We start from the raw sequence: 12,821 nt of genomic DNA on the forward strand, positions 1-12,821 counted from the left end.
CTATCACTCGAACTCCACGGCGTCGGAGTACGTGAACATGAACTGGCGGTCCTGTCGGCTGCGTTGATGGCAGGAGTAGCACCGCTCGACGTTCTCGTCGGCCTTGACCGATCCATCGGGGCGGAACCACTGGTATTGCCAGTCGGCGATGCCATCGCCCGTCTTTTGGGCAACGAGGTATCGCTCGAGAACATCGCTCTGGTAGTCGACGAGGACGACGTGCGACCCGGTCGGCACAGACTGGCCGGCTTTGATGGCGTCGAGCGCCGAGCGGTTGGTGAGCATGTGCTCACGCGTCACGCCCCGGCGTACCGTCGTGTAATGCTCGAGTTGCTCCAGCGGCGGAAACGTCACCGCGTTCTCTTCCGCATGCGCCGAGGGCAGGCTTGCGTCGCCCGGCAGCATGAACGACGCCACGGCGATCGCGACGAGAGCGATGGCCGCCGTCCACACCGCTCGCTGACTCTTGCTTCTCATGCACCCGTCCGTTCCATTGGTTGTTCGAGGTGTCTCGATGCCAAGGTACGCGGGCGCGTTAGGTAGGATTAGGCGGTTAAAGCGGCATAGACCAATAACGAAGGCTTATGAGTGAGTGGACTGCCGAACTGCTTTCTCGGAAGGTGCCGAAAGCTGAGAACGACCCACGGTCATGTCTGCTTTCGTGGTAGCCGAATGGACTTCTGGATGACTAAGAAGGGTCGAAAGCGGCTGGACCGCTTTCGGGCGTCGGCGACGATCGGCGCGACCAGGTGGAAAGCCGTCTGTCTGCTTTAGGAGCTTTTTCCCGATGCCGAACTGCCTGAGCCTTTGACATTGAGAGTTCGGGCTCATTGATCTCGGAGAGGCTGACAAACGGCTGTTTGTCGTCATGGCCGGCAGCGTGCTTCGCCTCCGGCCTGTCTGCTAGACCGCCACCATCATCTCCATGAGAGTGTCGTTGCCGAAGCCGCCCCCACCACCACCGCCGGACCCACCGGCGAAGCTATCGAAGCTGAAGTCACCTATTCCGTAATCAGATGAGAACGACCCAGCGTCGAAGCCGAAGTCGCCGCCAAAGCTGTCGTAACCGCCGCTGTTGAACCCGAAGTCCGTAACGCCGTAGTCGGCGGCGAACGATCCCGCATCGAAGCTGCTAGCGTCATAAGTGCCAAGGTCTGAGGTATTCAACGTATCGTTGGTGAGAACCCCGGATGTGTCGGCGTACGAAACGGTTGGGTCTGTAACAAGCAGGAGATCGCCGTCTGCATATCCCGCCCGCTGTGGTTCGCCCAGCTCGATCGCCATATCGTTCGCGGCTAGATGGGCGACCGCCTCTGCTGAGTTATCCCATACCGCATCCGGCGTTGCATTCGGGTCGAGACCACCTTCAAGAGTTAAATGCGCCAACTCAGATGCGAGATTAAGAGCCGGACTCATGACTTCGCCAGTCGAAAGCTGAAGCGCGACTTCGGGGTTCCAGCCGACGCCTGACGCGTCCATGAATGCCTGATCGGCATTGATATCGGCCCGGTCGAAAGTGATGCTTGTGCCGCTCGCAGCGTCGATGATCTCAGTCGCGTAAGGCGACTGCTGAAGGTAGATGAGCGATTGCTCGAGGTTGTTGCGTCCTGCGTCGTCTCATTTATCATGTTGAAGTCGTTAGCCGTGACGCGGCCCTCACCCATGACGACGCTCGACGTAGCGGTATCGAATTGCTCTTGCATGGTATTTTTCTCCCTTACGGCGGTCCCTTGGAACTAGCTCGGGTCGAAGATTACCTAATTCAATAAATAGCTAGAGAGCCTGTTCTTAGATCCGTTTCTAATAATGCCTTACCAAGCTAGCCATCCAGCCTTATCGGTCAAACTGTTTCTGCCCACGATTTGGAGTATCCGGTAACCTATTCTCAGAGCTACATTTTCGCCGAGTTCTTGACTTGGCGTACGCGATCGGTTTGCCGCGCCTTCGCCACATTTCTACGGAGCTTTCCCTAAGCCGTAAATTTTCTGTACACGTCAATCGAACCACCGAGGGTGCAGCGCGAACCTGCACCATTTGGACCACTGTCAACGGCAGTTATCAGCGTTGGCCGGCCAGACGCGCATAGTCAGCTTTCGGCTCTTTGTGGGATCGGAAATCGTTTCCCGCCTGGGTGGGTTCCTGCCTGTCCGCTTCCGGATCGGGTTGGGCGAAAGCTGCCTCTCGATCCGTCAGAGATTAGATCTCGAAAACCCGATCGAACCCCACGCGCTCCACGAAGGATGGATCGTGGCTCACGACGAGAAGCGCACCGTCGAAGCTTCGCAATGCGTCTTCCAACAGTTCGACGGACTCGATGTCGAGATGGTTCGTGGGTTCGTCCAGGATGACGAGCCACGGTGCCGCCGCGCCTAGAAGAGTCGCGGCAAGGCCTGCCCGCAGCCGCTCGCCGCCGGACAGAGTGCCGACGACGCGCCTTGCATCCCGATTGCGGAAGGCGAACCGAGCACAGATGGCGTAGGCCTCCTCGTCGCTGGCATCGGGAAGCAGCCGGCGGATGTTGTCGAGAATGCTGCCTTCGGGATCCAGCAGCCCGACATGTTGGTCCAGCATGATGATGCGTCCCTCGGCGCGGTACACCGTGCCCGCGACGGGGGCTAGAAGACCGGCGGCAATCCGCAGAAGGGTCGTCTTGCCCGCGCCGTTCGCTCCCTTCAACGCGATGCGCTCCGGCCCGTCGATGCGGAAAGTCCACGGCCCGAGGCAACGGTCGCCCGCTTCGGCCACGACGCCCGCCATGGCAAGGACGTTGGCGCCTGATGGCAGGCCGCTCGGGGGCAGCGTGATGGTCAGGGGCGTCAGGACTTCCACCTGCGCACGAGCCTGTTCCGCTTCTGCCCGAGCAGTGCCCATGCGTCGATCGTTGATCGCCCGTGCCCTCTCGCCGCTGTTCTCCGCTCGCTCGGCTCGCGCATCCAGCAAGATCTTCGGCTCGGACCCCTTGGCTGCAAACGCACGTCCCGCCCTGTCGCGTCGCTCCTTCGCCTCGCGCTGCGCCTGCGCGGCCTGCCGCGCCGCTCGGACACCCGCGTCGGCGCGCTCCAGTTCGGCGCTGGCGCGGCGCCGATCCTCATCGCGGGCAGCGGCGAAGGCCGACCAGCCCCCGCCGAAACTGCGCGCTCCGGTCGCCGTTAGCTCCAGAATGCGGTCCACATCTTCCAAAAGCTCCCGATCGTGGCTGGCGACAAGGACGCCTCCGCGCCAATCCCGCATCAGGGCTTGGATCGCACCGCGACCGACGGAGTCGAGATTGTTCGTCGGCTCGTCCAGAAGCAGGAGGTCTGGTGCCTCGATGAAGAGACGAGCAATGCCAACTCGCGTCCGCTCTCCGCCCGACAGCGTTTGGAGGCAACGGTTCAGCAGCAGCTCGGGAAGCCCTGCATGCGCAAGAGCGGTACCGATGCGGCTCTCCAAGGTCCAATCCGCAGCGTTGAAATCGCTAGCGGTGCCGTTCCCTGCCAGGATGCGCTCCAGCATCTCCAGACGATCCATGACGCCAAGGGCTTCGGCCAACGTCCACCCTCCCGGCATATCCTGCTGGAGGACACCGATCGTACCGTTCGCCGAACAGCGCCGGAGGATGGCTCTGCGAGACCGGCGGCGATGCGAATAAGAGTGGATTTGCCGGAGCCATTGCGGCCGACGATTCCAACACGCTCATCGCCGATTGCGAACGTCAGATCGTGGAAAAGAGAACGGTCAGTTGTCCGAGCGGCAACGGAGTCGAACGTGAGGAATGCGGACATAGGCAACCGTAGAAGGGATAGAGACAAGGCGGATCGCGTTGCTCGTCCTGTTGTTCACGGCTGCACTCCCTCTGCGGTTCGTCCTCCAGCGTACGATTCGAACGCCTCTCGTGCAACCGAACATCCGCTTCCTGGGATCTCTGATGGGCGAGCGGGTGTCTTGGAAGGGTCGTGAACTGCCGTCCCCTCGGTGTGCCTTTGCTACCAAAGGACGGATCCATCCATGGGGCACGTCAAAAAGCTGGGATCGCATTGAGGATTGCGGCGAACAGAGTGTCGCATTGTCGAGACGGCTTGCGGTAGCTGTAGCCTCAAGAGGCGAGCCGTTGGACTGGCTGCGGCACTGAAGGAAAATACTGGCTCTCCGGCCGCTCCAGCCCGAAGTGGCCGCGCAGCGTCTCACCCTCGTACTCCGTTCGAAATAGGGCCCGGCGCTGGAGGATCGGCACCACCTCTGAGGTGAAGGCGTCGAACAGCAGCGGCAGGATCGGCGGCATGACGTTAAAGCCGTCGGCTGCGCCAGACTTGAACCAGTCCTCGATGACGTCGGCGACCTGCTCGGGCGAGCCGGCAACGGTGAAGTGTCCGCGGGCTCCGGCAAGACTGTGAAGCAGAGCGCGAAGCGTGGGTCGCTCGCGGCGCACAAGGCCGATGATGCCTTCAGCCCGGCTGCGCGCCGCCTGCACCGTCTGAGGGTCCGGGAAGTCGTCGACCGACAGGACCGTGTCGAGATCGAGGCGGGAGAAGTCGTACCCACCGAAACGGTCCGACAGCCGCGCCAGTCCGACTGCCGGGTCGGAGAGCTCGTTGAGATCTTGGAGAATGCGCTTAGCTTCAGCCTCTGTAGCTCCGATGGCGGCGCTGATGCCGGGAAGGATCAGGATGTCGTCGCGGCGTCGACCGATGCCCGCCGCCTGTCCCTTGATGTCTAAATAGAAAGCGGCGGCGCTTTCCTTGTCGAGATGGGCGGTGAATACGGCTTCCGCGTGCCGAGCCGCGAACCGCCGGCCGTCGGCGGAGGATCCTGCCTGGACGAAGACGGGACGTCCCTGCGGCGATCGGGCGATGTTCAGTGGGCCTCGGACGTTCTTCCACTTTCCGCGATGGTCGATCCGGCGGATGCGGTCGGGATCGGCGAAGCGGCCGCTCTGACGGTCGTCGAGAACGGCATCGTCTGCCCAACTGTCCCAAAGCTTCGAGGCGATCTCGACGAACTCCTCAGCGCGCTCGTAGCGCTCGGCGTGCTCGATCTGGACGTCATAGCCGAAGTTCGGGCCGGCACCCTGCACCCAGGAGGTGACGATGTTCCAGCCGACCCGGCCGCCGCTGATGTGGTCGAGCGACGCGAACTGGCGCGCGAGGTTGTACGGTTCGGTGTAGGTGGTCGACGCGGTCGCGATCAGCCCGATCCTGTCGGTCGCCCCGGCAATGGCGGCAAGCGTCGTGATCGGCTCCAGGCCGCCCTTCGCCACATGGCCGATCTCGTCACCGATCGCGAGGGCGTCGGCGAAGAAGATGCTGTCGAAGTGGGCCGCTTCGGCGCGTCGGGCGAGGTCGCGGTAGTAGTGGATGTCGGTCAGCGCCAGCGGGGTCGATCCCTCGTGCCGCCAGGCGGTCTCGTGGTGACCGCGGCCGTGGACGAAGAGATTGAGGTGAAGCTTGCGGGTCATGGAATTGTCCTCTCAGAGCTGGTCGACGACGCCGAGCGCGTCGAGCAGGGTGGCGCGCAGCCCCTCGAACTCCGCATCGGAACGCCGGCGCGGATGCGCGAGCTTGATCTTCCGGTCGAGCACGATCCGTCCTTCGTCCATGACGAGCACACGGTCGGCCAGGACGAGCGCCTCCTCCACGTCGTGCGTAACGAGAAGAACCGTCGGCCGATGGATGCGGACAAGGTCGAAGAGGAGGTTGTGCATCCGGATACGCGTCAGTGCGTCGAGCGCACCAAACGGTTCGTCGGCTAGGAGAAGAGCAGGATCGCGCACCAGCGAGCGTGCCAACGCGACGCGCTGCTGCTCACCACCGGAGAGCTGGTTCGGCCAGTCGTCGCCCCGACCCTTGAGGCCGACTGCTATTAAGGCTGCCAGACCGCGATCCACAGGCGCGTTGCCGCGCACTCCAAGCGTGATGTTCGCCAACACCGTCTCCCAAGGCAGGAGACGGGAATCCTGAAAGAGCACGGACGCGTTCTCGGGAACGTCAATTGTGCCCGACCCCTCGACGTCGTCGTCGAGATCGGCGAGTGCGCGCAGCAAGGTGCTCTTTCCGGAGCCGCTGCGGCCGATCAAGGCGACGAACTCGCCGGGCGCAAGATCGAGTGTCACGTTGTTGAGGACTGTCCGGCCGTTGAAGCCGCGCTTGAGGTTGCGGATCCGGACCGCCGTGCCGGGCGAAACGCGTGGCGCCGCCGGATGGCGATGGTCGACGTGCTGGGCGAAGGCGCTCATGACCCAATTACCTTCCGATAGCCGAGGACCTGTCGCTCGACGGCGCGGACGCCCACGTCGGAGAGAAGCCCGAGGATCGCGTAAATTGCCAATCCGACGACGATGACATCGGTTTGGCCGTAATCCCTCGCACGGTTCATGAGGTAGCCGATGCCTTTGGTTGTGTTGATCTGCTCCAGCACGACGAGCGCGGTCCAGCAGGTAGTGACCGAAAGGCGGAGGCCCGTGAAGAAGCCAGGCAGCGCACCGGGAAGCGCGACCCGTCGGACGAACTCGGTGCGGGTCAGGCGGACGGTGCGGGCAAGCTCGACGTAACGGATGTCGATCGAGCGCAGCGCCGCGTGGGTGTTGATGTAGACCGGAACGAGCACCGCCATGGTGATGATCGCGACCTTCATGGCCTCGCCAATGCCGAGCCAGAGGATGGCGAGCGGGATCAGAGCGAGGGTCGGGATGGCGCGCTTGATCTGGACAAGGCCGTCGATCGAGGCCTCTCCCCAACGGCTGAGGCCGGAAGCCAGTGCCAGCGCAAGCCCCAGGAAGACGCCGAGGAGAAGACCAGAGTACGCTCGGCCGGCCGACGCAAGGAAATGGTCGACCAGTGCGCCGTCGGCGATCATCTGGACGCCCGTGAGGATGGCGGTGGACGGTGCAGCGAGGAGCCTTGGCGACAATATCCCGGTCTGGGAAGCCAGCTCCCAGACCGCCAGGACGACGGCTGGTCCGATCAGGTAGCCGCCGCGCCCGAGGCGGCGCGGCGTAAGGGAGAACGATTTGCGTTGCGGGTTGGCCTGCCTCCCCGACGGCCGGACCTTGGTGGTCCTCTGCCAGCCGAGCGAGGCCTTAGTACCATGCGACTTTGTCTGATACGTCATCGTTCGGCTCCGGATGGGTTCAGTTCGAGGCGGTGGCGAGCACCTCGTCGAACCGCAGGTCGAACTCGTCGGAAGCCTCGAGGCGCGTCGGGATGTCCCCGGCCTCGACGATGATGTCGATCAGGCCCTGCTGGCGTTCGATGAGCGTGGAGAGCTGCGGGAAGGAGATATCGCCCTCGGCGGCGACGAGAGCGTCGCCCTCGGCCATGGTCAGCTTCTGTCCCTTCACGTAGTAGGCGTCGACCCAGGCGTCGGGGTTGGCTTTCGACCATTTCTTCGCGGCGATGTAGTGCTCGACGAAGTCGCGGACGGCGGCCGTCTTGGCCGGGTCCTCGAGGGCCGCGCCGCTCGCATAGAGGTAGGAGAGCGACCGGGGCAGCTTGTCCTGCTCGGCCTTGGGCAAGACCTTGCTTTCGCGATTGCCTTCGGCGAGGTAGCGGGAGAAGTGGGGTTCAGTCAGAGGGGCGAGATCGACCTGTCCGTTGCGGATTGCGTCCGGGAAGTCGGATACGCGAAGCGGAACGAGCTCGACATCGTCGCGCGTCAGTCCGCCGAATTTAAGCGCCTGCAACACGAAGGGCTGGCGGCCCGTGCCCTCGGCATAGGCGATCTTCTTGCCCTTGAACTCGGCGAACGAATTGATCTTCAGGCCCGGCCGCACGGCGAAGTCGTAGTCGGGTTCCGACCCGGCGAGCGCGGCCACGATCGGGATTTTCTCGCCCGACGCCTGTGCCTGGATCGGCGGTGTGTTGCCGACGCTGGCAACGTCGAGCGCCCCGGCGCGGAACGCCTCGAGGATCGCCGGGCCGCCAAGGAAGTTGGCGTAGGTCACGTCCGCCGACAGCTTCTCCTGTTGACCGGAGGCTTTGAGGAGAGTCTGGACGACCTCGTTCTGGTCGGCGACGACGAGCGCGGTCCCTGCGGGCACGTCCTTGGGGAGTGCAGTCTCGGCCCGGGCGACGGCAAGGCAGAGCGGTGCGATCATCAGGGAGAGGGCCAGCGAGCGGAAGGTGCTCCGAGCGGTCTTCATGGTGGGATGCGACATCGACATTCTCCTTCAGCCACCATCCGAGGGGGCTACGGGGAGAATAGGCGAGCTGGGAAACCGAAGAAGGAAGGCGATCCTTAAATCTACTGGATAAGTAGAATGATCATTCGCAGTTTCGCCCGGCTGGATAGCGACGTTTTTCTGTTTCACCCTGCGGGGGCAACCGCCGACGTTCGAACAACTGCCAGTCGAAGCGGTTCTTGCGAAGGCCCTGTGCCGACACCCCGGTACCTATGCGGCCACTGGCAAGGCGGGTGCCCTCCAGACCTCATCTCAAAGAAGCTAAAGAAGGCAGATACGATGCCGTCCTAGTGGTCGAGTCCAACCCTTGGTCCCTTAACCGAACATCCGTTGTGGGTGGAAAGCGGTCGGTCAGCTTTCGGGGCTGATTGGCGTTCCTTGGTGGAATGCCATCTGCCATTGGCCGTCGATCAGTGTCCAAACAGAACTGCGCAGCGTATGTAGGTCTGGCGATCCTTCCCCCTTCCATTTGGTTCGGTAGGTCAACAACACTACGCCCACGGCGAGGGTCTTCAACTCGTATCCGTAGGCGGTCAGTTGTCGCAACTCACGACCCCCTTCAGCGGCGAGACTGCGAACGACCTCATCTTTCCCGTAAACTCGGCCAGTCCTTCCAAACTCCAAAAAATCATCTGTCAACAGTGCGGCCACTGTCCCCGGAACCGCGCGAACGGCGGGATCATGCAGCCGCTCTTCCAGGGTACGCACGAGGTCCAATTCGCTGAGGAATGCCATCCTTGATCTCCATTGCATCTTGGCCATTCAGTGTGGAATGTCCGCCTTGGGTCGAGGCTGTGTCAAAACCCTGATTTGAGCTAGACTTGTGATCTCACTTAGGGAGGTCGGCATGGGTCGGTTCATCGAAGGGGAAGACCGGCGCCAATCCTGGCTTCTTCCCAGTTCGTTGGACGACTACGTGGCCGAGGATAACCCGGTGCGCGTCGTCGAGGCTTACATCGACGAGCTCGACCTTTGCACCTTGGGCTTTGTCCGACCGGAACCTGCCTCGACAGGACGTCCGGCCTACGATCCGGCGACGCTCCTGAAGCTGTACCTTTACGGCTACCTGAACCGCGTCCCGTCCAGCCGCCGACTGGAGCGCGAGGCGCAGCGTAACGTCGAGGTCATGTGGCTGGTTGGTCGTCTGGCGCCCGACCACAAGACGATCGCCTTGTTCCGGCGGGACAATGGACCCGCGATCCAGGCGGCGTGCCGACAGTTCGTGGCGCTGTGCCGCCGGCTGGGGCTCTTTGCCGGGGCGGCGGTGGCCATCGACGTCTCCAAGTTCAAGGCGGTCAACAACCGCGATCGCAACTTCACCGTGGTCAAGGTCGCCAAGCGGCTCGAGCAGGTCGATGCCAGCATTGCCCGCTTCCTTGCGGCGCTCGATCGGGCCGACAAGGAGCCGAACGACGTTCCCGAAGTTAGGGTCCAGCGCATCGGCGAGAAGATCGCAGGCCTTCGCCGTCAAATGGCGTTCCTGCGTCAGATGCAGACCCAGGTAGAGGCATCGGACGCGGGCCAGGTCTCGCTGACCGACCCGGATGCGCGTTCTATGGCCACCAGCGGACGCGGCACCGGTATCGTCGGCTACAACGTTCAGATCGCGGTGGATCCCGACCATCATCTCGTCGTGGCGCACGACGTCGTCAACGAAGGCCACGACCGCACGCAGCTCGTATCAATGGGCGCCAAAGCCCAGGAGGCGATCGGTGCTGAAAAGATCACGGTCGTCGCCGATCGTGGCTATTATAACGGCGAGGAGGTTCTGGCCTGCGAGGGCACAAGCATCCTGCCTGTCATGCCTCGGGCCGACACGTCGGGCCACGCCAAGAAGGGCCTCTTCGTTCGCGCGGACTTCACCTACGACCCGGTTGCCGATCACTCTGTCTGTCCCGCCGGCGCGCTGTTGACCAAAGCCAAGGTCCGTTCTGACAGGCATGGCGACATCGACCACTACCGTAACCTCGACGCCTGCCATGCCTGCGCGATGCGGGAGCGGTGCACGCCCGAGAGGGTAAAGCGGATGAAGCGCTGGCGGCACGAGGGCGTGCTGGAGGCCATGCAGAAGCGGCTCGACGTGATGCCGGACGCCATGGCGGTTCGTAGGGCGACGGTGGAACACGTGTTCGGCACGCTGAAGGCGTGGATGGGCGCGACGCCGTTCCTGACGAAAGGGCTCGGAAACGTCAGAACCGAGGTGAGCCTCGCCGTTCTGGCATACAACATGAAACGAATGATCCGTTTGTTTGGCACCGTCAGGCTCGTAGAGGCCATACCGGCCTGAAGTAGGCTGCTGTGTCGTTCCTCGCCCGCACTCAGTTGTCGTGCCAGACGTCAGTTACAGCGTTTCGACACAGCCTCGGTCGGAAGGAGATGGGCCGTAGCCCGTTCAGGCGATGACGCCGCCGCCATCCACCCGCACGGTGGAACCCGTAGCGAACGGTGTCGTCATCAGGAACAGTACGGCATTGGCGATGTCGTCGGGTCGTCCCACGGTCTTTGCGGGCAGGTTTGCCGTCGCCCGGTCAAACATAGCCTGCCGGGCCTCGTCCGACAGTTTCGACCACAGCGGCGTGTCGATCATGCCCGGTGAGACCGTATTCACCCGGATCGGCGACAGCTCCAGCGCTAGACCCCTCGCTAGGCCATCGAGCGCGGCGTTGATCGCGCCCTGCGTCACGGACGCGGCTGAGGGACGATCCGCGAGATAGCCGGTGATGAAGGTGAGCGACCCGCGCTCGGCGATCCGGGCGGCCCGCGCCACCCGGTAGGCACCCCAGAACTTGCTTTCCATTGCATTTCGCGCGTCCTCGAGCGGTAGGGTGCGCACTGGGCCGGTCGCCGTCTGCGCGGCCGACACGACGACGTGGTCGAAGGTGTCGCGGCCGGCGAAGAAGGTCTCTATCCCGTCGATGTCCCCGGTGTCGAGAACCGCTGCCTCGGCGTTCGGTCCGAGAGTGGAACGCGCCGCCTGGAGTTTGGCTTCGGAGCGAGAGGCGATCGTGACCGTCGCCCCCGCCCGGTCGGCCTGCTGGGCGATGGCGAGCCCGATGCCCGAGCTGCCGCCCACCACCAGTACGCGGCGTCCGTTGAGTTCCGTCATGGCTTGGTCCCTTTCCATCGGTCGATCGGTCCTAAAACGCTTCGAGCCGCCGATCCGGTTCAACTGTCGTATCGCGAATGAGGGCAGGGCGACGCTTTCCCAGGCGCCGACCTGCGTTCTAGGTTCAGATCTCGGGGAAGAGCCCCCGGACCGGGCTCACGCCTTCGAGGAGCGAGGCGACGTGCAGGATAATCGTCTCCGCATGCCAGGCGCCGACGACCTGCACGTTGATCGGCAGGCCCTCCCGGCTCGTTCCGAACCGCATCGCCAGACCGGGCAACCCAGTGACGTTAAGTGGCACGGTCGCGCCCTGGAGGTAGGTCGCGTCCACCTCCTGGCCGTCGATGGTGAACGTTTCCACCCCGTGCTTGTGCGCCGGGATCGGCAGCACGTGGGTGATCAGGGCGTCGAAGCGGGCGAAGTAGTCCGCGTAGCCGTCTCGCAGTCGCTCCGCAGCCTGCTCGGCGTCGATGAAGTCGGCCATCGAAGTGTCGGGCAGCGACAGCATGGTCTTCGACATCTTGTACATCTCGCTCTCGTGGCCGCGCGTCGCCTCGCGGAACGCGGGCTTCATCTCCATGACGTGCAGGCGATTGAACACGTCGAGGGCAAAGTCACGCTCAAGTGCCGGGATGCCCACCTGCTCGACGTGGACGCCAAGGTCCTTCAAGGCCTCCGCCGCCGCCTTCACAGTCGCTGCGACCTCGGGGTCGACAGGCCCGAAACCGGGACCGACCATCCAGCCGACACGAAGCGGGCGGTCGGGATGCCCCACAGTGCCTGCATTGAACCGACCAGTGATCGTCGCGAACGCATCCTCGCCGTCCGGCCCGGCGAGCTGGGAGAAGGCTAGCGCGACATCGCGCACCGATCGAGCCATCGGCCCGACATGCCAGAAGCGGCGTGGCGCACGCGGCCAGATGCCCGTCATTGGCACTCGGCCATGCGTCGCCTTCATGGAAGTGATCCCCGTCTGCGCGGCGGGACCGCGGACGGAGATGGCAAGATCGGTGCCCAGGCCGAGCGGCGACATGCCCGCGGCGATGGCCGCAGACTCGCCGCCGCTTGAACCGCCCGGCGTGCGACTCAAGTCCCAAGGGTTGTTCGAGCGACCGGACAGGAGATTGTCGCTCTCGATCCAGTACGAGAACTCGGGAAGGTTGGTCTTCGCGAGAAGGATGCCGCCGGCCTGCTTCATGCGGGCAACGCTCGTGGCGTCGCGGTCCGGTGTCCGTCCCCGGAAGATCGGCGAGCCGCGTTGCGTCAGGACCCCGGCGGTGTCGATCGAGTCCTTCACGGTGAACGGGACGCCGTGCAACGGCCCGAGCTCCTCTCCGGCCAGCACGGCGGCTTCCGCAGCCTTGGCCGCGTCGAGCGCGCCTCCAGCGACAGTTACGATCGCGTTGATCGTCGAGTCGATGGCCTCGATGCGATCGAGGTGCGCCTGCATGACCTCGACGGGCGAGACCTCCTTCGTGCGGATGAGTTGGGCGAGCTTGGTTGCGTCAAGGCGGGTGAGTGAGGCAGTCATCGCTGGGCTCCTATCTATCAGTTGATAGA

At 63.6% G+C, this 12,821-nt stretch carries 11 protein-coding genes and 1 pseudogene; 1 reads left to right on the top strand and 11 read right to left on the bottom strand.

The features are described 5' to 3' along the window. Nucleotides 1–3 precede the first annotated feature (3 nt). The 9 genes and pseudogenes from ACZLZQ_RS19420 to ACZLZQ_RS19460 form a co-directional block, all read right to left on the bottom strand. Entirely contained in the window at nucleotides 4–477 is a 474-nt protein-coding gene (locus tag ACZLZQ_RS19420) for a cytochrome P460 family protein (RefSeq protein ID WP_472939486.1), read from the bottom strand. Between the two features lie 426 nt (nucleotides 478–903). Then, nucleotides 904–1,479 carry a hypothetical protein gene (locus ACZLZQ_RS19425; RefSeq protein ID WP_472950770.1) on the bottom strand — a complete coding sequence of 192 codons (576 nt, stop codon included), beginning with the start codon at nucleotides 1,477–1,479 and terminating at the stop codon, nucleotides 904–906. Nucleotides 1,480–2,196: 717 nt separating this feature from the next. After that, on the bottom strand, nucleotides 2,197–3,231 hold the full coding sequence (locus tag ACZLZQ_RS19430; RefSeq protein WP_472950921.1) for an ATP-binding cassette domain-containing protein: 1,035 nt from the start codon (nucleotides 3,229–3,231) through the stop codon (nucleotides 2,197–2,199). Nucleotides 3,232–3,330: 99 nt separating this feature from the next. Next, nucleotides 3,331–3,764, bottom strand: a pseudogene (locus ACZLZQ_RS19435) (ATP-binding cassette domain-containing protein); the annotation flags it as partial. A 311-nt stretch (nucleotides 3,765–4,075) separates the two neighbouring features. Beyond that, the gene (locus ACZLZQ_RS19440) at nucleotides 4,076–5,434 is read right to left on the bottom strand and encodes an LLM class flavin-dependent oxidoreductase (RefSeq protein ID WP_472950771.1); all 1,359 of its coding nucleotides are present in this window, start codon (nucleotides 5,432–5,434) and stop codon (nucleotides 4,076–4,078) included. A gap of 12 nt (nucleotides 5,435–5,446) precedes the next feature. Continuing rightward, the gene (locus ACZLZQ_RS19445) at nucleotides 5,447–6,211 is read right to left on the bottom strand and encodes an ABC transporter ATP-binding protein (protein ID WP_472950772.1); all 765 of its coding nucleotides are present in this window, start codon (nucleotides 6,209–6,211) and stop codon (nucleotides 5,447–5,449) included. After that, a complete protein-coding gene (locus tag ACZLZQ_RS19450) occupies nucleotides 6,208–7,086 on the bottom strand; it encodes an ABC transporter permease (RefSeq protein ID WP_472950773.1) in 879 nt (292 codons plus the stop codon). The genes ACZLZQ_RS19445 and ACZLZQ_RS19450 overlap by 4 nt, the downstream gene beginning before the upstream one ends. A 19-nt stretch (nucleotides 7,087–7,105) precedes the next feature. After that, the gene (locus ACZLZQ_RS19455) at nucleotides 7,106–8,131 is read right to left on the bottom strand and encodes an ABC transporter substrate-binding protein (RefSeq protein ID WP_472950774.1); all 1,026 of its coding nucleotides are present in this window, start codon (nucleotides 8,129–8,131) and stop codon (nucleotides 7,106–7,108) included. 375 nt (nucleotides 8,132–8,506) lie between these two features. Then, nucleotides 8,507–8,890: a nuclear transport factor 2 family protein gene (locus tag ACZLZQ_RS19460; RefSeq protein WP_472950775.1), complete on the bottom strand. Its 384-nt coding sequence runs from the start codon at nucleotides 8,888–8,890 to the stop codon at nucleotides 8,507–8,509. Between the two features lie 112 nt (nucleotides 8,891–9,002). Between ACZLZQ_RS19460 and ACZLZQ_RS19465 the strand changes: the two genes are divergently transcribed. Further along, a complete protein-coding gene (locus ACZLZQ_RS19465; protein WP_472950776.1) occupies nucleotides 9,003–10,442 on the top strand; it encodes an IS1182 family transposase in 1,440 nt (479 codons plus the stop codon). A 105-nt stretch (nucleotides 10,443–10,547) separates the two neighbouring features. Here the strand turns inward: ACZLZQ_RS19465 and ACZLZQ_RS19470 are convergent, their stop codons facing one another. Further along, nucleotides 10,548–11,261: an SDR family oxidoreductase gene (locus ACZLZQ_RS19470; protein WP_472950777.1), complete on the bottom strand. Its 714-nt coding sequence runs from the start codon at nucleotides 11,259–11,261 to the stop codon at nucleotides 10,548–10,550. A gap of 124 nt (nucleotides 11,262–11,385) precedes the next feature. Beyond that, nucleotides 11,386–12,792 (bottom strand): amidase, encoded by a 1,407-nt coding sequence (locus tag ACZLZQ_RS19475; RefSeq protein WP_472950778.1) that lies wholly within the window; start codon nucleotides 12,790–12,792, stop codon nucleotides 11,386–11,388. Between the last annotated feature and the right edge of the window lie 29 nt (nucleotides 12,793–12,821).

It is taken from the genome of Mesocryomonas lacus, assembly GCF_055730105.2.

Excerpts from the sequence above, each read along its gene's own strand:
- ACZLZQ_RS19420 (WP_472939486.1), bottom strand. The coding sequence starts at position 477 with ATGAGAAGCAAGAGTCAGCGAGCGGTGTGGACGGCGGCCATCGCTCTC.
- ACZLZQ_RS19425 (WP_472950770.1), bottom strand. The coding sequence starts at position 1,479 with ATGGACGCGTCAGGCGTCGGCTGGAACCCCGAAGTCGCGCTTCAGCTT.
- ACZLZQ_RS19430 (WP_472950921.1), bottom strand. The coding sequence starts at position 3,231 with ATGCGGGATTGGCGCGGAGGCGTCCTTGTCGCCAGCCACGATCGGGAG.
- ACZLZQ_RS19440 (WP_472950771.1), bottom strand. The coding sequence starts at position 5,434 with ATGACCCGCAAGCTTCACCTCAATCTCTTCGTCCACGGCCGCGGTCAC.
- ACZLZQ_RS19445 (WP_472950772.1), bottom strand. The coding sequence starts at position 6,211 with ATGAGCGCCTTCGCCCAGCACGTCGACCATCGCCATCCGGCGGCGCCA.
- ACZLZQ_RS19450 (WP_472950773.1), bottom strand. The coding sequence starts at position 7,086 with ATGACGTATCAGACAAAGTCGCATGGTACTAAGGCCTCGCTCGGCTGG.
- ACZLZQ_RS19455 (WP_472950774.1), bottom strand. The coding sequence starts at position 8,131 with ATGTCGCATCCCACCATGAAGACCGCTCGGAGCACCTTCCGCTCGCTG.
- ACZLZQ_RS19460 (WP_472950775.1), bottom strand. The coding sequence starts at position 8,890 with ATGGCATTCCTCAGCGAATTGGACCTCGTGCGTACCCTGGAAGAGCGG.
- ACZLZQ_RS19465 (WP_472950776.1), top strand. The coding sequence starts at position 9,003 with ATGGGTCGGTTCATCGAAGGGGAAGACCGGCGCCAATCCTGGCTTCTT.
- ACZLZQ_RS19470 (WP_472950777.1), bottom strand. The coding sequence starts at position 11,261 with ATGACGGAACTCAACGGACGCCGCGTACTGGTGGTGGGCGGCAGCTCG.
- ACZLZQ_RS19475 (WP_472950778.1), bottom strand. The coding sequence starts at position 12,792 with ATGACTGCCTCACTCACCCGCCTTGACGCAACCAAGCTCGCCCAACTC.